20 protein-coding genes are annotated in these 18,297 nt (G+C 43.2%); 3 read left to right on the top strand and 17 right to left on the bottom strand.

Features of this window, described 5'->3' with window-relative positions:
* Positions 1-17 precede the first annotated feature (17 nt).
* Positions 18-1,310, top strand: coding sequence for a glycosyltransferase (locus IPJ67_05260; GenBank protein QQR77502.1), 1,293 nt, complete (start codon positions 18-20; stop codon positions 1,308-1,310).
* 72 nt (positions 1,311-1,382) lie between these two features.
* Here IPJ67_05260 and IPJ67_05255 read toward each other — a convergent pair whose 3' ends face one another.
* From IPJ67_05255 to IPJ67_05220, 8 genes are all read right to left on the bottom strand, one after another.
* Positions 1,383-1,607 (bottom strand): hypothetical protein, encoded by a 225-nt coding sequence (locus tag IPJ67_05255; protein ID QQR77501.1) that lies wholly within the window; start codon positions 1,605-1,607, stop codon positions 1,383-1,385.
* Positions 1,608-1,982: 375 nt separating this feature from the next.
* On the bottom strand, positions 1,983-2,870 hold the full coding sequence (locus tag IPJ67_05250) for a Fic family protein (protein ID QQR77500.1): 888 nt from the start codon (positions 2,868-2,870) through the stop codon (positions 1,983-1,985).
* 331 nt (positions 2,871-3,201) lie between these two features.
* A complete protein-coding gene (locus IPJ67_05245; protein ID QQR77499.1) occupies positions 3,202-3,519 on the bottom strand; it encodes a hypothetical protein in 318 nt (105 codons plus the stop codon).
* Positions 3,520-3,541: 22 nt separating this feature from the next.
* Positions 3,542-5,323, bottom strand: coding sequence for a hypothetical protein (locus IPJ67_05240; GenBank protein QQR77498.1), 1,782 nt, complete (start codon positions 5,321-5,323; stop codon positions 3,542-3,544).
* A gap of 93 nt (positions 5,324-5,416) precedes the next feature.
* Entirely contained in the window at positions 5,417-5,998 is a 582-nt protein-coding gene (locus IPJ67_05235; GenBank protein QQR77497.1) for a hypothetical protein, read from the bottom strand.
* Positions 5,999-6,134: 136 nt separating this feature from the next.
* On the bottom strand, positions 6,135-6,293 hold the full coding sequence (locus IPJ67_05230) for a hypothetical protein (GenBank protein QQR77496.1): 159 nt from the start codon (positions 6,291-6,293) through the stop codon (positions 6,135-6,137).
* Between the two features lie 21 nt (positions 6,294-6,314).
* Complete coding sequence (locus tag IPJ67_05225) at positions 6,315-6,938, bottom strand: Type 1 glutamine amidotransferase-like domain-containing protein (protein ID QQR77495.1); 624 nt, start codon at positions 6,936-6,938, stop codon at positions 6,315-6,317.
* Between the two features lie 145 nt (positions 6,939-7,083).
* Entirely contained in the window at positions 7,084-8,034 is a 951-nt protein-coding gene (locus IPJ67_05220) for a M20/M25/M40 family metallo-hydrolase (GenBank protein ID QQR77494.1), read from the bottom strand.
* Positions 8,035-8,365: 331 nt separating this feature from the next.
* Between IPJ67_05220 and IPJ67_05215 the strand changes: the two genes are divergently transcribed.
* Positions 8,366-8,707, top strand: coding sequence for an ASCH domain-containing protein (locus IPJ67_05215; protein QQR77493.1), 342 nt, complete (start codon positions 8,366-8,368; stop codon positions 8,705-8,707).
* Positions 8,708-8,764: 57 nt separating this feature from the next.
* Here IPJ67_05215 and IPJ67_05210 read toward each other — a convergent pair whose 3' ends face one another.
* Positions 8,765-9,913, bottom strand: a complete 1,149-nt coding sequence (locus IPJ67_05210; protein QQR77492.1) for a glycosyltransferase family 9 protein — start codon at positions 9,911-9,913, stop codon at positions 8,765-8,767.
* Positions 9,914-10,022: 109 nt separating this feature from the next.
* On the opposite strand from IPJ67_05210, the gene IPJ67_05205 reads away from it, so the two are divergent.
* On the top strand, positions 10,023-10,625 hold the full coding sequence (locus IPJ67_05205; protein QQR77491.1) for an NUDIX hydrolase: 603 nt from the start codon (positions 10,023-10,025) through the stop codon (positions 10,623-10,625).
* Between the two features lie 133 nt (positions 10,626-10,758).
* Here IPJ67_05205 and IPJ67_05200 read toward each other — a convergent pair whose 3' ends face one another.
* The 8 genes from IPJ67_05200 to IPJ67_05165 form a co-directional block, all read right to left on the bottom strand.
* Entirely contained in the window at positions 10,759-11,760 is a 1,002-nt protein-coding gene (locus IPJ67_05200) for a DUF3644 domain-containing protein (GenBank protein ID QQR77490.1), read from the bottom strand.
* 37 nt (positions 11,761-11,797) lie between these two features.
* Positions 11,798-12,724, bottom strand: a complete 927-nt coding sequence (locus tag IPJ67_05195) for a hypothetical protein (GenBank protein QQR77489.1) — start codon at positions 12,722-12,724, stop codon at positions 11,798-11,800.
* 18 nt (positions 12,725-12,742) lie between these two features.
* The gene (locus IPJ67_05190) at positions 12,743-13,834 is read right to left on the bottom strand and encodes a DUF262 domain-containing protein (GenBank protein ID QQR77488.1); all 1,092 of its coding nucleotides are present in this window, start codon (positions 13,832-13,834) and stop codon (positions 12,743-12,745) included.
* Positions 13,831-15,009 (bottom strand): adenine-specific methyltransferase EcoRI family protein, encoded by a 1,179-nt coding sequence (locus IPJ67_05185; GenBank protein ID QQR77487.1) that lies wholly within the window; start codon positions 15,007-15,009, stop codon positions 13,831-13,833. Before IPJ67_05185 ends, IPJ67_05190 begins: the two co-directional genes overlap by 4 nt.
* A gap of 4 nt (positions 15,010-15,013) precedes the next feature.
* The gene (locus IPJ67_05180) at positions 15,014-15,991 is read right to left on the bottom strand and encodes a hypothetical protein (GenBank protein QQR77486.1); all 978 of its coding nucleotides are present in this window, start codon (positions 15,989-15,991) and stop codon (positions 15,014-15,016) included.
* 4 nt (positions 15,992-15,995) lie between these two features.
* Entirely contained in the window at positions 15,996-16,193 is a 198-nt protein-coding gene (locus IPJ67_05175; protein QQR77485.1) for a helix-turn-helix domain-containing protein, read from the bottom strand.
* A 324-nt stretch (positions 16,194-16,517) separates the two neighbouring features.
* Positions 16,518-16,802, bottom strand: a complete 285-nt coding sequence (locus tag IPJ67_05170) for a hypothetical protein (protein QQR77484.1) — start codon at positions 16,800-16,802, stop codon at positions 16,518-16,520.
* Positions 16,803-16,818: 16 nt separating this feature from the next.
* Positions 16,819-18,294: a hypothetical protein gene (locus tag IPJ67_05165; protein ID QQR77483.1), complete on the bottom strand. Its 1,476-nt coding sequence runs from the start codon at positions 18,292-18,294 to the stop codon at positions 16,819-16,821.
* Positions 18,295-18,297: the final 3 nt, after the last annotated feature.

Raw genomic sequence — 18,297 nt, 5'->3', positions numbered from 1 at the left:
CTTGATATACTTTTCATATGCCCACACTCAGAATCGTCCCTCAAGGCGCACGCACAAAAGAAACCCTTGCAACATATTCCACGATAAGTCCCGAAGATGGCGCTCTTCTGCAGAGCATCACTCCACTGCTTTCCGGTAAGCGAATACTCCACATAAACTCCGCAGCCCGCGGAGGTGGTGTTGCTGAACTCTTAAGAGGTGGATGCGCACTTGAACGCGCACTCGGCATCGAAAGCTCGTGGGCTGTCATCGAAGACGCCACCGAATTTTTCGTTGTCACCAAGAAAATCCACAATGGTCTTCAGGGAACAGCACACACGCTTACCCCTGATGAGCAAAGAACCTATCTCAATATCGCGACCGAACTGCGTGAGCAATTTGAAACCATGGTTTGCGATATCAAACCGAATCTCATCATACTCCATGATCCACAACCGCTTCCGCTCATATCGCAAGCGACTCGATTCGCCCCTGTTATCTCTCGACTCCATATTGATCTCTCAACGCCCTTCATGCCAATAGTCGAACTCCTCATGCCTATGATTCGACAGGCATCATCGGTTATTGTTTCGAGCAGCAATTATCACTCAGCAATAGAGCCCTACCCCGAGGAACAAACAACCGTTATCCGCCCCGCTATTGATCCATTGACCGAGAAAAACGTTTCCCTTGAACACGCTCTCACGACAGACATTCTCGTTCAACACGGCATCGATACACTGCGACCATACATCACGCAAGTATCTCGCTTCGATGTATGGAAAGACCCCATCGGCGCCATCGAAGCCTACCGCATCGCCAAGCAATCCCTTCCAACGCTTCAGCTCGTACTCGCAGGATTCATCGAAGCGTCTGACGACCCGGAAGCGCTCGCATGGGTTGAGAAGACAAAATCAGCCGCATCAGACGATACTGATATTCATATCTTTTCAGACCTCTCCCAGCTCAGAGGCGGTATCAGCAACGCACTCTTCGTCAACGCACTCAACACCCACACTGCCTGCACACTCCAGATGAGTCGACGCGAAGGATTCGGACTCACTATCACAGAGGCGATGTGGAAAGAACACGTTGTCATTGCACGCCCATCACGTGGAGCCGAACTCCAAATCACCCATGGCAAAAGTGGCTACCTCGCCGACACGCCAGACACTATAGCAAAGCACATTGTCGAAACGATTCTCGACAAAACAATCGCACATACCATCGGACGAGCCGCCAAAGAATCCGTCAAAAAACACTTCCTTCTCCCTCATTATGTGGCGCTTAACTGCCAATGCTATCTTGATACGCTCTCTCAAGACAAGTAGCGATGGGGATTCTAACAAATTACTTAATAAGCACAAGAATTCCTCAACAGACATCTCTCGAAACGAAGACCTTTACTCTTTAGTATTCCCTTCCTCAGTTCCTGATGTTATCTGAGGCGGAACTGACAACTTATTTGTTACCGACTCGACAGAAGAGTCGTCCTCCATTGGATTAGAAGGGATATCCTCATTCCAGTCAGGCTCCGGAACATTCGCAAATCGATAAATCGCCCACCCAAGAAGAATAACAATCAGCAACACCACATACACCATTCCATTTTTTTCCAAAGTTTCCATAGAGTTTATTCAAAAGAATTCACACCACATGTCAACCCCAAAACAAAAAGCTATTCTCTTAAAACTACTCTTGCATAAGTTCTTTCACGCAGCATTCTCTCTTTCCTATTCTATAGAAAAATACACGCCCTGACCAGATTTCAACATCAAGGCGCTCCCAATCCCTGTAAATATCACCATTGACTCCCATGGATGGTTCTCTAATATGGTGGCCGTTGGTTATAGTAGCGCAGTGTCATACTGTTCTCCAAATATTACTCGCCTGGCGAGACAGCTTTCGAACTCTTGAGTGGGAAAGGGCGATACCATCTCTGGAGGGGACAATCGCTCTCGCAGAACAATGTGTGACTATCGCCTAGAATTTCAGGCATACGTTCAGTCCTCCTTGGATTTCTCTCCAATTTTCCAGACGCCTTTTTCCCGGAACGCTGGGATGTTTTGGCGACGAGCGGCATTAAACAGAGCGGGAGACTTTTTCTCGTGTTTTTTTGCATACTCGGAAAGCGTAACAATAGATTCTCCTTTCAGATATGCAATGCGCTTGTGAAGCGATTCGAGAAGTGCAAGCGAAAGAACTTTTTCCATCGTTTTCGCGTTTTTCTTCTCGCGATACTCGGAAAAAGACTGGTAATAGATTTCCTTCCCTTTGTCGCGGATAATAATCAAAGGAAAGCCAAAACGGAGGAGTTGATAAGAAATGATCACGCGACCAATGCGTCCGTTTCCATCACAAAACGGATGGATGGTTTCAAAATCCAAGTGAAACTTCGCAACCGAATCCAGAAAGTATGCACTGTCACTCTTCTCGTACTCAGAAATGACCGAAGCAATCATAGCTTCGACATGCTCCGGCGCTGGAGCGATATGCGTTCCGACTCGAACATACTCACCCTTCCCCCGAAATCTCCCAGCTATATTGTCATCAATACTCCCAATGAGCATTTTGTGAAGGAGAAGTATTTCCCCTCGATCAAGTTCTTTCTCCTGTGATTTCGTTCGGATAAAACTCACCACGCGGGCAAGATTTTTCGCTTCGAACACTTCGCGCACGGATACATTGCGTGACACCTCCATATCGAGGAGGATCTTTTCCGTTTCTTTAAGTGTGAGCGTAGAATTCTCAATGGCATTCGAATTGTAGACACTCTCCGGAATTTCCGCCTCATCAATCAACGCTAAAAGTGCCTCTTTTCCTCTCTTCAGAGCATCAAATTCTTCCTTGAGCCCGCGGATACGATCTCGAATCGGTTTGGTTATAGCCATATTTTTAGTGAATAGTATACGATAATAGTACTCCATTCACTAATTTTTGTCAAAAACAAAGAAAAAGACCCTTCTTCGCAAAAAAAGGAAGTTCTTTCAACCCCTCTTATTCTCCATTGCTCGCCTGGCGGGACAGCTTTCGAACCTTTGAATGGGAACGAGCGATACCTTCTCCGGAAGGAACACTCATTCAAATAGGACAACTCCTCGCGATCCCAGCTGTTTTTTAGCATAGCACATATAATTTTTCCGAGAAGTTAAAAAGGCGCCTGGTTTTCCAGAACGCCCTGTTTTTTCGTTGTTCAAAGAATCTTCCTTGATTCAGTTACAGTCACTGTGTCTCCATCGATCCATGACTGATATCAACCCGATCGCCGTTGCAGCTATCCTGAACGGCAAAGTTGATCGGGAGTTGCTCCCGAAACGCTCGGAAGATATACGCGTGCATCTCCCTGAAGTTCACATTGCTTCTCGGTAGATGGAAAAAAATGGATCCACATCCATTTTCGGTATTCGTACGAACTACCACATCAGTCGGATCCACGTAGACACGGTTGATGAGGATGCCGTTTACCTCGTGAGTCGCCAATGCAGGGAAAGCAACGGTTCCCAGTATGACACTCGCTGCAAGTGTGTGTTTCAGTTTCATTACGTCTTTCTCCTCTCACTCGTTAGTCAAGCAACAACATAAGATACAACTCATCCTCCTCCGACTTCGACATCGGTGGCGGAGGAGTCGGATTCGGGTTGGGATCCGGGTTCGGAGGCGGAGCGTTTGGGTCACTCACGGTCACCAGAAACACCATGCAGTTATCCGTTTCATTCGTCTCGGCGATATGATTGTCGTAGTCGGCACACGCCTTGACTTCATGAATACCGGGAACCGCTATACCCGCAGGAACGGAAGTTTCTTCCGTCTTGTTCATACCTCCCTGCATATTCGCGCGAAGGATTTGATTCTTCCCAACAAAGGCTCCATCTATGAAGTAGCCGATATAGACATAGTCAGGTCCGAAGTTTTCTCCGGGATTTGCCGTTGTGGAAGAAATGACGAACGACTCCTTGATGGAAAGACTGGTCTTGCCACCCAGGTTGATCGCGGTCGTCGTGAGATTCGGATCGCTCACGACCTGGAAAACAAACTCATGGATAACGGCGTGGTCGCCCACATTGCAATTGTCCTTTTCGTTTGATTCCGTCACCTTTCCCGATGCATCCGTACAGCCGACGAGGTTGTATGTCCCCGGCCATTTGATACCGGTCGAATCTTCATCTGAAGACCGCGAGTATCCGTTGTCGAGATCATCCATATCATCCTTGCCAATATCTTCGGCATCGTTCTTCCCGTCGAACTTGTTTCCTTTGGAGACCCAGCAGCGATTCTCGAAGACACCGTTTGCTTTTTTCTCCCCGTAGTTCTTCACATTCATGTGACAATAGAAGTTCTTGTTCACGTGAATCGAAGGAACTTTATCCTTGTTGGCGTCCAAGAGATAGACATCCCGCATCGTAAGATTCGGGAGGTCGGTTGAGCCGTCGGATCCGGAGACGGGGGGAGGATTGGAGGTGTCATGGATTTGTTCTGATCGCACGGGAGCGGTGGTGCCGCTACTAGGCAGAGAGCACACGCTTGTATCGGCGTATGCATCCGCTATTCCCAGAAACCGCAACGCCACACGAGCCCAGATACTCTCTTCTGGCGGATTCACCAATCCAGTGCACTGATTCTGAAGGACAATCCAACACGTTGCACTTGCCGTTTTGGAAGTCCAGCAGACACCGGGGAATCCCGAAGAATTCCCGCTCGGATAGGCGACGAATGGCACGTGAGGATCCGTCTCCAGAAGAAAATACTGGAATTGATCCAAGTACGGGACACTCTCCGCGTAAAGATTGGTCACAAACAGCCCATAACCATAGGAAAACTTATCGCCCAGATCAAGGGTGATCTGGAGATTCGAGACAACCGTCACGCCGCTACTCGGTAGCAGGTTCTTGAAGATGTAGAAGACGAAATAGTCCACTCCGGGTTCAATCGCGCTTGGATTAAGCACGTGGACAGCTACATTGCGAGAGTTCGGATCATTCGTGAAGAAATCAGACAGTGCGGTATCTATACCAGCCTTCGCATTCGACGGAAACGTCGTCTCGATACGATCAAGCTCGATATCCTTATTCGGGCCTTCGAGCACTGCTTCGATTTCTATGCCGAAATCGCTGTTGCTCCGCAAGATACCCACTGCCTCATTATCAAAGCGCACACGCGTAATGATGCGGTTTCCATAGCCGAAAGTGATGCCGTTTGGAGCAGACCACTCGCGAGTACTACTTCGATCTGAATTGTACTCGGGCAAAACCCGCGGTGCTAAACACGCCACATCCTGTATGTAGCACAGTGCCAAAGCACTGGGAACATACAAGCACAAAACAAACAACGCGATGATGTATCGCATTTCAGTATTCCTCTTTCCGAATTGTTAAAGTAGGTTGTGGAGAATGATTTTCTCCCTACAATATTGATACAAATCAAAACTTTAGGGAAAAAATCAATTGTCCATTCTTTCAACCGCCCTAAGGGCGCGCTCGTGATATGGAACTATACCTTCATGTATCGCTTGCAATCTCTTATCTTCAGACGTCTTATCTTCTTCACTTTTACTTGAGTAAAGTATAATGTAATCCTGATTTTCCTTCTGCGCCTCAAGAAATAATTTTCTTGCTTTTCTTTTCGAAAGTTCCCGATAATTGACCTCATTGAGAATTTCCTCCTCTGTCAATGTAATATCGCCGCATTTTGCGGGAATTGGACTAAAGAAACAACCTTTTGCCATTCTATCTCCTTCGCTTTCCGTAAAAAAAACCAGCCCGTAGAGCGAAAACAAGGCTGCAAGAACGACTATGGCGCGATATGCTTTTTTATCAAAAATTAGACAGCTAACAATATAAGCACCAAAAAAAATAAAAACAACAACAATAAGAACAAAAAACTTGGCTACAATATACGCATAAAACGACTCGTCATGCGGTCCATTATAATAAGCTACCGGCACTCCTTTCAGCCACAGAAATACAAAAGGACTCAAAAAGACCCCGATAGCTGAAAGAAAATAACCGTCTTCCTTTTTCATAGGGGTAAGGTATCAGAGAAAAAGGTTAGTGTCAATGGTGATTGGTTTGTGGAGAATGATTTTCTCTTTTGTACGAATGGCGAAAGAGTTTTCGAAGCTTCTTGAACGAGGGGGTGTTTTCCCCGATCATCTCGTATCATTGGCTCAAACAAAAGCCTTGATTCAGCAAATTTTCTTTCAGCTTACGCTTATAGAACTCATTGATTTCTTCTACCAATGGAATATATTCAGGCTGAATTTTTTCGAGACTCGCTTCGTTCACCACTACGCCACGCTCGTCTATTTTGTAAAGCATAATACCGATGTTCGGGAAAAATCAGATGGTCTGAATAATAACCTCCCCGTCTTTCAGGGCTCGAAAAGGCATCGCGTTCTTTTTGTAAAAATCTATCATTTTTTCGACAGCGGAAGATTCCGCGTGATCCGATTGATAATGCGGCGCAAAGGAAAAGTCAACCAATCCGACACCATCCCATACTATTTCCTTTTGATATCCATCGGGAACAATTGTTGGGTCGTCAACAAGCTCTACTCCCCTGAGTGTAAGACCGATAATGCAAACACCGGCACTGTAGCCGCCATAGACAACATCATCTCCCTTGGACAACTCTCTAAGAATCTCGTCCAATCCGCTCTGGCGCATAGCTTGCCTCAAAACAAAGGCGTTTCCTCCGCGCACCCACACCAAACCATACTCCTTAATCTTCTTTTTAAGCTCCCCCTCTTTTCCGAAGTACAATCGCAAATCAAGTTCTTCAGCCTCTAAACCAATGCTCTTCAAATCATCGAATTCCCGTTTCTGGCTCTGTTCTCGCCTCGCCAAGTCAGTAGAAAAATCAAGCGCATTGGGAATAACTGCTACTTTCTTATTATCATTCAACAGTTCAACCAACTGTTCCGGCTTATCGCCAAGGCGATAGGAAGAGAGATAGAGTTTCATAGCTTAGTGTAAATTATAAGCAGTTCCCTTCTTTTCCTCACATAGTATGCCATTTCCTTCCTTATTTCAAGCCAATGCTGTTTAAACAGTCAATAAGTGTAAACAAAATATCAAAAAACGACTCGCTAATTTTCTTGTATTTTTTCTACACTACCCTCGCCCACCCAACAATCTTCCCCGGTAACGCTTCAAGTTCGGCTATCGGCACATGCTCTTCCGGAGAGTGCGCCACATGAAGGTCGCCGGCACCAATGATTTCAACGTTCCTTCCCTTGCCACGGAAAAAGTAGGCTTCGGTGAATCCTTGTTTTTGTTTCTTTCCTTCGAGAGGCTCAAGGGCGGCTTTGATTTTGAGGGTTACATCCGAGAATACTTTTTGAGTATCTTCTATAGCCAACACAGCGTCTCTGAATTCTTTGAGCGTCGCGGGACGTATAGCCACCTCGGCGCAACATTCGGGAGCGACAATATTCTTAGCAATGCCTCCACGAATAGTGCCGACATTCCAAAGGGGAAGATTGTATTCTCCAAGAATACCGAGAACATTCACCACTTTATGAATCGCATTTTCGGAAGTCTTTCCGATAAACGCCGAGTGTTTCTGTATACCCTCCGCCGATACCTCGAGAAGAATCGCTCCGCGCTGTCCGTCCATAAATTCGGAAGAAGTCGGCTCGAGAATGAGAAAACGCTTTCCTTTCATAACTTCCTTATCTTCCGCCGCACGATTCGCACCGCGAAAGTCACTTTCTTCGCCAACAGTGAGGAGGAGGTTGATGTCCGTGAGACTTTTTGAAGCAATAAGCGCTGCCGCAATGTTTCCTTTCGTGTCACAAGATCCCTTCCCATAGAGATTCCCATCTTTTTCCTCAATCGGAACGATACCGGGAACCGTATCCGTATGCCCGACAATCCACGCATCGGACTTTCCTTTGGAAGCCGCAAGGCAATAAGTTCCGTCTTCGAGGGGAATCTTCCGAACAGACGAGAAACCGTAGTCCAGAAGAATACCTTCAAGAAATTTAAGCACCGCCAATTCATCCCCGCTTACGGAAGGGATGGACATGAGTTTTTTGGTGAGAGCGACAGTATTCATACTCTTATTCCAAAAAAGAAAACTCCCCTCTTTTCGCCATAATATCACAGCCATCAAAGACAAAAGAAAAAGAAGACGCTTTCGCGTCCTCTCATCCTACACTGCTCGCTTGGTGGGGTACAGGTGGGAACAATTTCTGCCCTCGCATTCTTTCAAGATGGCTCAAAAGTGGCAAAAATCTTGAACCAATACGAGAGCGGATGGAACGGGTTATGGCTTGATAAAGCACCTATACCTCTCTCGTTCATCAGAAACTCTTCAGCTTGAAGCAGAAAACGTTTTCTGATACGCTATTTGTGGAGATCATGATTCATTATAAAACATGTGCAATATGACTATTCATCAGATGAAACTCGCCAAAGAACCCTTTGAGAAAATCGCCAATGGGCAGAAAGTTATCGAGTCTCGTCTTTTTGATGAAAAGCGTCGGTTGATCAATATCGGCGATGCGATCGAGTTCTCCCGAAATGACAATCCAGCGGAAACAGTGAAAGCAAAAGTGAAGGCGCTCTACCGATACGATTCATTTGAAAATCTTTTTTCTGATTTTCCTCCGGAATATTTCGGTGGAATGTCCAAAGAATTTCTGCTCAAAGAAATCAATCAATTTTACTCAAAAGAAGATCAGGAAAAGTATGGGGTGGTGGGAATAAAAATAGAACTCCAAAAGTAAAGAAAAAAAGAAGCCCAGACAATCCTTGTCTGGGTTTTTGGTTTGCCACTCTGTGGCTTACTCTCCTTGTAATAGTTCTTGCTCCAGAATATCAAACACCGTCTTTACCGCTATTTCCCGCATGCACTGTAGAGTATTCAGGTTCGAACACTTCTCCAGTTTTCCGGCAAAGCAAGGCGAACAATCCAAATCAAGACTCACTTTTACGCCACTGCCGTAGTGGTATGTTTCCTCCTTTGGTTGCGGTCCCCAAAGCGAGATAGCTTTCTTTCCCAAGCCGAGTGCGACATGGAGTCCGAAGGTATCGGCTGAAACAACGATCGATGTTCGATTGACCAGCGAAATGAACTGACTCATCGTGTTCCAATAACCCGAAGGAACCATACCTTCTTTATGGCTCAACTCTATGAGCACATTGTAGGCGTCAATATCTTCCGGACCGGCGAGGAGAATCGGTTTCCATTGTGGATGCTGTTCTCGACAAAGCTTCGCTAGCTCATAAAAATATTGAGGCGACCACCGCTTCGCACTATGCCGAAGACTGCTCCCAATATTAAGTCCTATCAACATATCGGTTTCAGAGACACCTTCTGTCATCAAGAACGCTCGCGCCCATTCATCATCTTCCGGCTTCGTGACCAGATCATATCTCTGCTCTTTCCACTCCAAGCCAACTGTTTCCAAAAGAATTTGTTGCATCGGCTTTTCATTTTCTCTTCGCCGAAAGTGGTCATTGGTTTGCATCCACAAAAATTCTTCAGCCGAAGGAGACGCCATGACCAGATTACCGAAACCATTCATCGTAAACCCTCTTTTTTCAAAGGGAAGTTTACTGACAAAAGCAAGATAGAGCGGATTGGACTCGAAGTTTATCACCAAGTCGTACGTCTGCGCTCCAAGAATGACAAGATTTTCCCATGTAGTAGCATACACGCGATCCACACTGGGGATGTTTCCGGCCAATTCCACCGACTGCTCGGTAGTGAGCCAATGGATGTGAGTATTGGGTCTTTGCGCTTTGATCTCTTTCATCACAATGCTCGTCCGAAGAGCGCTTCCAAGACCACCCGCCTCGATGATCAAGATGTTTCCCTGAATCGGAGCGTAGAACCGACACTGATCACATCCCTCTATTACGCCCTGTTTCTGCTTTGAACACGGCTTGTACCCTTGCCATTCTTTACAGTCAGTCCGAAACACTTTCATTTCTGCTCTCCCTCTGGATGGTAAATAACTCGTCAAAATCCGAAAAAACTTTGACAAAGCACTGTATCACAGGTTTAATGGAAAGATAAGCCTTTAATCGATGAATTTTATGAAAATTACTTTTCCTTTGCCGACGGATGGGAAGTATCACCAGTACTGCCCACAGTGCCATTCCGAGAAAATAAATCGCGTGTTTGAAGGAGAAAAAACCTTTTATCTCTGCGATGAGTGTAGCAACAAATCACCACGGCTTATCGTGATTGATCCGAAGACAGTTTGGTGGATAGACAATGCTACCCAAGAGTACTGGCATGAAAGCGTCGGGGTGTTCGTGTTCAACGAATCGGGGAAAACTTTGTTTTTTGAAAGGATTATTTATCCGTTCGCCTTTGCTATTCCGGCGGGGCATCTTGATACGGGCGAAGATCCCGAGACTGCCGCAAAAAGAGAGTTGGAAGAAGAAGCAGGCATCAAAGTTGCAAGCATAAAACTTTTTTCCGAAGAAGACGTGATCGGCGATGAATGCCGCCGAGGAGCGGATAACCACAAGTGGCACCTCTACACCACCCGAGTGAAAAACCTTGGCGAAATAAAAATAAACGACGAGGGCGTAAAGCCGGTTTGGCTCTCGCTTGAAGAGGCACTCGAAAAAGAACTTGTCTATCCCGTGAAATACTTTATTGAAAAGTATGGAGCAAAGTTGCTTGTGTAGGTGGGAACCAAAAAAGAAATATCCTGAGACGACTTGATCGTCTCAGGATATTTTTGTATATCAAATCTATTTTTACGCTTCATTCTTCAGCGTACTTTTTTAGATTGTTGTTGATTGTCCTGCGGAAATTTTTTCATCCGGATTCCCTTTTTTTCTTTAGAAAAGTTTTGTAGCCTTTAACTGCTAGGGATATCTCATCACCCGAAAGACGCTTAATCCAAGGAATTATGTCCCTTGAATATTTTGTCAATACACCTTCAGAGGCAACCCAAACAAGATTTGGATTATTCTTTAGATCATACTTATATAAAATCGCTCGAAATGTATATTTCGACATAGGTTTCCCATTGAACTCGGGGAGTTCTGGCATGACCATCATTTCTCTCCATGGATGACTTTCATTCGGATCAACCTTTCTCTGAATCAGCATCGGCTCTCCTCCGCCAGAGGATGGTTGAACCCCAACCACAAAATCAGCATTTGCAATTTTCTTTGTTGACTCAAGTTTGACATTGAAAACCGTTAGCAGTCGACCTGTATCCAGCTTATTTTTTTCAACTTCCTGTATAGACCCCTGCAGTAATCTGAGGTATTCACTCACAGAGACGCTCTGTTTATTGTTTCTTTTTGAGAGAAAAATAGTTGGATCTGCAGGATAGTTTGATCCAAGCGGTAAAACCGCCCATGTAATTTCTTCCGTAGTATCCTTACCAAAGAAATTTTCCAGCACATCCCTGTAATTAATAATGCTTGTTTGAGACAAAGCAAATATAATACTCCGGAAGTCTGCTTCGTTGTAAAAGTGAATAGCAGAATCTCGATATGCCTCTAGAAGTTCGATATTCTTTCGAATTGGTAGGAATGGAAGATTAGAGGGAAACAAAGACTCAGCACTTTTCATCGAATCAGTTAGGGTCAATGTACGATACGGTTCCCCCTTGCGTTTTCTATAAAAGATGCGTTTCTTGCTTTTTGAAAGAACCGCCTTCAAAAGAAGCTCCCAAGAATTAATCAGGAGAATAACAAAAGATTCTTCCCGATATGATACTCTCGGTTTATTGTAGATTTCAATTGCACTCAATAAAGCGCTTCGTGAATTCTCAAACAGACGACGATAGGATCCAAAATAATTCATAACTTTATTCTCTGCCTCACACACCGCCCAAAAAATTTCAATATGTGGAATTTAATTTATCGTCGAATACATGATCATATTTTTCGGGAGTGCGGAATCCATTATCGCTAAAATCTTTTAGTAAATCTTTAAGGCTAAATAAACCTCCGTCGGTTTTGATTTTCACAAAAGTTTTACACTCTTGTTTATTCCCAAAAAAGTGTCTTTGCGGGTGAGTTACATTTTCGTGGATCAAAGATTCTTGAAAGATTTTATCATTAAAATATTTTATGACTTTATTATGAACGAGCTCGAGATAGTTTTTACCATTGTCTTGATTGCCAAAATATTCACCATGGACAAGCCTATGTCGAAGTCCTGTATTTGGTTCTTCTTTTGTTCCAAAAAGTTCTTTCACTAAATCAACACCTAATATTTCGTTAATCAAGCTCCAATCCTTTTTCCCATTCTTCTTTACCATCGCCTCAATCGCCGAAAACATAAGAAGTAATTTCGCAGAGTATCCGGTCACATTTACCGCGTCATTCCAATAGTAATAAAAAGCTTCAGGAATTATTTTGTTATCAAGCAATATTTTAAGGGCCTCTTGTTCACCCTCCATAAACATCAACCCTACCGCATCAGTATCGTTGGTATATCTAAAAAAAGCAGTGTCGCTTCCTTCTTTGTGAACTATAAAAGGCTCGGATAAATACTCTATGTATGATTGTGAAATCAAAGAAATCCTCGGAATCAAACGAGAGAGTTTTTTTATAAACTTCGTGAAGGCTTTATGAAAATTTTCAGCCTCAATTGTAGATGTTGCTAACCAAGCATCAGTCAACCAACCATCCCTGTGATTAAAATCCCAATGTGAAAATTTTACACCGTCAATTTCAAACGAAGCGGGGTCGTCTTTCTTTTCCATAACCGCACAATGAGCCAGTGTTAGGATCTTATGTTCAATTTTGTACTTATTGGTCATTGTGATTCTCGCCTAATTTTATTTTCCCGCCTTTGTCCGGTTATCTTCCTTGCAGAGCATCTGACAATTTTTGGCTATCGTTTTTCCGCCCTCATGCCAAGGGGTTATATGATCGGCTTCCATTTCTTCAAATTCAAAAGTCTCTTTGCACCAAACGCATTTGCCTTTTTGTTTCTCAAAGACTTTTCTTTTCGTCTTATCGTCAAATTGACGAAGATTTAAATGCTTTTCCTCACCGGTCAAAATATATTCGTAAATGCCTTTTAAGCTCTGCACTTCATCGTCATCGATAAGCTTGAGCGTTTTTTCCTCAATATCTTTGGCATCATAAACAACATCTTTGTACTTGTTGTACAACCTGCCCCACTCAACCCCCTTCATCTCTTTGCGATATTTAGTAAAGGTTTTGTGAGCCCATGCAATGACATTTTGAAAATACTGCCATAGCTCATCGGCATTTGTCTCATGCTGATGCTTTGCCATATAATCCTCAATTTTTCCCTCGCTAATCCACGAAAGCGCGGTTTCCAAATACTCCTGCCGAATTGGCGAGCCGTTTACCAGTGATCCGCCATCATTTGCCAAAAGATACGCCGCGCAGTTTGATTTGCTGAATTTCAGTTTTGCGTCGGAAAGCCACGGACCTGTATAAACCGCATTGCGTAGTTCTTGGTCATACAGTTTTTCGCCAGCGATATTAATGATTCTGAACCAGTCCAATCGTTCTTTGTCTGTGCCTTCGCAAAAATAAACCATCAACTCATAATCCAAAATTTGGTTTTGTTCCTCTTTGGTCAGATTGTGAAAAAAGCGATCATTGAGAGAGAAGTCGCCGGTGACATATTGTCCGATACTGATGGTGCGTTGTTGACCGTCCAAAACTTCGAAATTTCCCTGATCGGTTTTGACCCAATACATAACATTAAGCGGAAAACCGTTTTTGATCGTTTCAATCACAGCATCTCTCTGCTTGCCAGTATAGACAAACTCCCGTTGATACTTGGGGCGAATATCGAGCTTGCCTTCATACGCAACAACACCTTCCTCGGCGCTATCCTTGTAGCCGGCAATCACTTCGCGAATTGGAATTTTGTGTAGATCAATTTTCATATCACTTTTTTTACTTTCTTATTTTTAATTAAAATACGCGCATATGGTGCTACCAAATAATCACTATTGTCACTCGTATAATAGATAATATCTACTGGTTTTTTTGTTTGATTAATGGCCAAAACACAATTTATAGCGTTTCCATTTTGTTTGGCACCATTTTTCATAATCTTTTTTGTATTGATGTAAACTTTGTTTGGCGTAAAGTTATCGCGACTATTACCAAGGGCAACAATCTCAAACTGGCTAGGATTATATTTGTCCATAAATGTTATGGGCACGCCAATTGTGTCCGCATAATCCTGCGGAATATCAGCGGTTTTATCAACATTTATTGCGTCGTAATTATCATACCTTGGATATTCTTTTGGTTGGTATTTTTTATAAAGAACTAAATCAACATGACGCTCTTTATAATCGAGATTTGTAAACCACCTCACACCCTTAACACGAATATATTTATTTCCGTCTTTATCAATGCTGTGTCCAGCTGCATTTAAAGGATAATCATCGGGCACTCTAAATTCACGGTCTCCGCTATGGATACTAACACCGATCCACATTTTATTATCTTTAATCAGCGGAAATATTTCCTTATAAGTAATCGCATTAACATTGCCAATAATTAGAAACTTCTTTTTGTACTCAACTAACTGCGCCACATACTCACGAAACAGCGAAAACGGCGGGTTAGTCACCACAATATCTGCTTGCTTGAGCAACTCTATGCATTCCTCACTGCGAAAATCTCCGCTTCCTTTAAGAGGAGTGGCGATATTCGCATCATTTTTCAAGAGCCACTTCACATCAGTCAGCCCCACTGCACCGTCCGCATCTTTATCTGTCACTTCATTGAGTTCAATCTTAAACGGCTCTTTGCCTTTCGGTTTTAAACCTTCGACTTCAAAGAGTGGCAACTGTCCCCCGGCAATTGGCGACTTTGTATAACTGGTCGTGATTAACTTTTTGAGACCAAGCGCGTTAAAATTGGCGGCAAAATATTTGAAAAAATTACTTTCATACGGATCGTCGCAATTACAATACACTACCTTACCTCGAAACTGTTCTTTGTAGTGCTTCAGTTCTTTTTCAATATCAATGAGCTGAGTATAAAACTCATCTTTTTTTGCTTTGTTGGCTTTGTGCAGATTACTGTTCAATGACCTGTTTGCCATAGCATTATTTCCAAAGTTCGCTCACCGTTTTAGCATCGAGTAATTTTTCAAGCGTTGTATATCGTGGAGCTTGCGGAGCCTCACCCTTTTTTCCCGTGCCAAGATTGATTGGTTTTACGGTTTTTTTGTTTTTGAGATAAAGAATATATTTCCCCGTATCTTTATACGGCTCGATACGATCAATTTCCGCGTAGTGACTCACATGAGCAATCGGTGCTTTTTCATAAATCGCGAGGTATTGTAACTTTTCGCGCGCTTCCCGTGAAAGCCGGATAGCCCACCATGCATTATTTTCCGTATAAGCATGTTTAAATCCATCTTCAAACGCAGCGCAAACAACTGTATCGAAATTTACCGCTTTGCCTGTTTTTGTTTTTTCAATTTCTATATCTTCAATTTCATCGCGCATTGGTTCGTAAAAATACAATACCTCACTTCCCGAGATATACCGCTGTAATAGAACGAGATCAGGACGATTCTTGAATATATTGAAAGCAAGGTTAAGATCAGTAGTAATTTCATTGATGGCGACAACTACTTTTATATCATTTTCCGTAAGAGCAAGAACAAGCTCGATGACTGTTTTAAAAACTGTTTGAGGCAAGTAGCTTTCTATTTCTTTTTTTGTTTCGGGTTTATCTCCAATTGCCTTGATGAGAACATTACGAATTTGATTCGTCGACGAAACTGCGCTCGCTCCAAAACGCGCGATTTGTTCAGTGATATTTGAATATGCATCATGGGATGCAATTTCGTTTTCCACAATGTACAACTGCGGTTTTTTGGTATCATAAAAATCAATGAGGAAGGCGTCTGGAATACCGCGATGAGTACCATGCCCAATGAGCCGCTTTACATCCACATATACAGAATCTTTACCAAAAAGGTATTTTTGGTTTTCAATAACAGCCCCTTCAAATTCGGCTTCATTATCGAAGTCGTAAAGAGAGTACTCGTTATTTTTTATAATTATTCTTGCCATAGTTTTAGTGGTTACTGATGATCTTTAATACATCCCCTCTCCGATATCTCCTGTCTCCTCGCGTCCCAAACCGGATCGCCTTCAGAAATCCCTTGTTGTCCCAATTTCGAAGCGTATTCGGATGGCAATGCAAAATCTTGCACGCCTCCTGAAGTGTCAAAATCTCTGATGCTTTTTCTTTTGGTTTGGATTGTCTTTTCATAGGTTTCAACTTACTATGAGTCTACAGTCATTCCTGTTTCCGGGCAAACTATGAAAAACACCGTTCCGAAAATATCAAAGACCGAAAAATCGCTTCCTTCAGCCTCAATGAGCCATTCACATAGCTTCGAGAGGGTGCGGAAATCATACAAGCAGAAATACGAGCCTTCGAACCAAAAAAAGAGACAATTGATGGCTCTGTGAAAACAAAAGCAGAGGCACTCGCTTCTGCTCGTTCTACTGTGCTCCCCCTAGTAGACAGCTTTAGAACTTTAGATTGGAAGGAAATCAAGTTCGGTCTTCAGCAATTCGAATGGGCATTGGCCTAATCTCTTGTTTCTTTGCACATATACAAGCCTAAAGAAGCGTCCTGAATCTTGCACTTATACCCACACTCGAAGGTAGCCTGCGGGAAAGTTCTTTTGGAAAACTCATATCCTTGGCTGCACTCTTCGAAAGAATCATAGGCATTTAGAGTATTAATGCTTTGCTCAGCCACGTCTCCGTTTGGGTATACAAAGAGTGACCAGTTATCTTTCTGGAAAGGATTGAAAAATACGAAAAAGAGAATCACTATAAGACCAAGTATCAAAAATCCAGGTTCTTTCATAGGGTTGTTTAGACTTCTATTTAGCTTTTTCCTCAGGCTCCTCAGTCTCTGTCTTTTTGAGACTTCCGTTTGAAAGCAACATGGGGACCAGAACTTTCGCGTTATGCATATCTAGATACATTCCCTTTGCGCACTCAAGAAGCCATTCATCAGATTGCTTCATCACCTCTCCCATCACACTATCCAACTCCTCATCCTCCACGCTTCTCATGGATTGCTCATACATAGCTCGAGCAGAATCTTTGCCCACAAGCTTGATAAGAATATTCTCAGCCCTTCTCCAATCTTCTGGACATTCAGGCAAAGGAGGCCTTGAGAGGAATCTGAGTTTATAGGCTTTGTACCCGAAGTCCCCCTCTTTGGTTTCTACAATCTCTACTAATTCTTGCCACTTAGTAAGAAGCACATCCCCAACCTGAAAGTCCTTTTTCATGACAGCCATATACTTTGGTGCTTCAGACTTCTCCAGATTCTCTCCCATAATCTTTTTCATTCCTCGAGGGTCGTCTTCGTCTGCAAGTTCGTAAGCAACTCTCATCACATGCATACAAAGCGTTACTATATGACCAAAGTTTGCTCTGATAGTCTTGAAATTGTTATCTTCCTCTCCATAATCGTGACTCCCTATCCAAGGGTGAATCGAAACACTGAGACGAGAGTAAGTAGCATGATACGAAATCCCTAAGGCGAGGCGTTCATCATCATTGGCGTTTTGTAAGGCATCGAGATAAATTGTTCTCTTAGAAAGAAAGACCGAAGGTTTTTTGGTAGAAAACCTATTCATATCAAGAAAAAATGGGGCTTGACCTACTACATCTAAATCTTTCTGGATACGGTCAGCATAGTCATCAATAGACCTCTGAACATTCGCTATGGCTTGTCCTGCATATAGTGTTTTAAAGTCTTTTTGCTGGGATAAAGAAACATCAAGGTTTTCGGCAGATAGGTAAATTCGATATTCCTCATCTTTTTTTGTTTTCTTTTGAAATAGAATGAGGAGAGCAAGAAGCTCTATCATCTTCCTCGAACGATAAGACTGTTCATCCCCAATAGAGCCAAAGATGATTTTTTCCAAAGAGTCCTTTGCTCTTTCGAGGGGCACCTCCTGAAAAAACTCTCTGCTGTTCATCAGGGAGATGCAAGTTTTCAATACCTCCTTGCAAACCCCATATAGAAACAATTTTTTTGCATCGACAGGTCCCACCCAAGCATAGGTTGTGGTTTCATAAAAATGGTCATCCTTATAAAGCTTCGCTAAGAGATTCTTGGCAGAGTTAAGGGGTAAAGAAATGAAAGCATCGAGAGCCTTCATTTCTTCTTCAGTAGCCCGCCTTATAGCAAGCTTACCTATAGAAACTTTGGGCTTTATTTCAGGAATTTTTTTGGCTTCTTTATGCATAATCTTTTTAGCTATTCCATCAAGCACTTTCTTCAAATTGGCAAAAGCTAAGTTAAGAAAAAACACAAAAGGGGTACCTTTTTTCTCTTGCACAAC

The sequence above is a fragment of the Candidatus Moraniibacteriota bacterium genome, assembly GCA_016699385.1.
Taxonomy (GTDB): domain Bacteria; phylum Patescibacteriota; class Minisyncoccia; order Moranbacterales; family UBA1568.
Note: the sequence above shows the minus strand (reverse complement) of the source record. Positions and strands in the feature narration are given on the sequence as shown.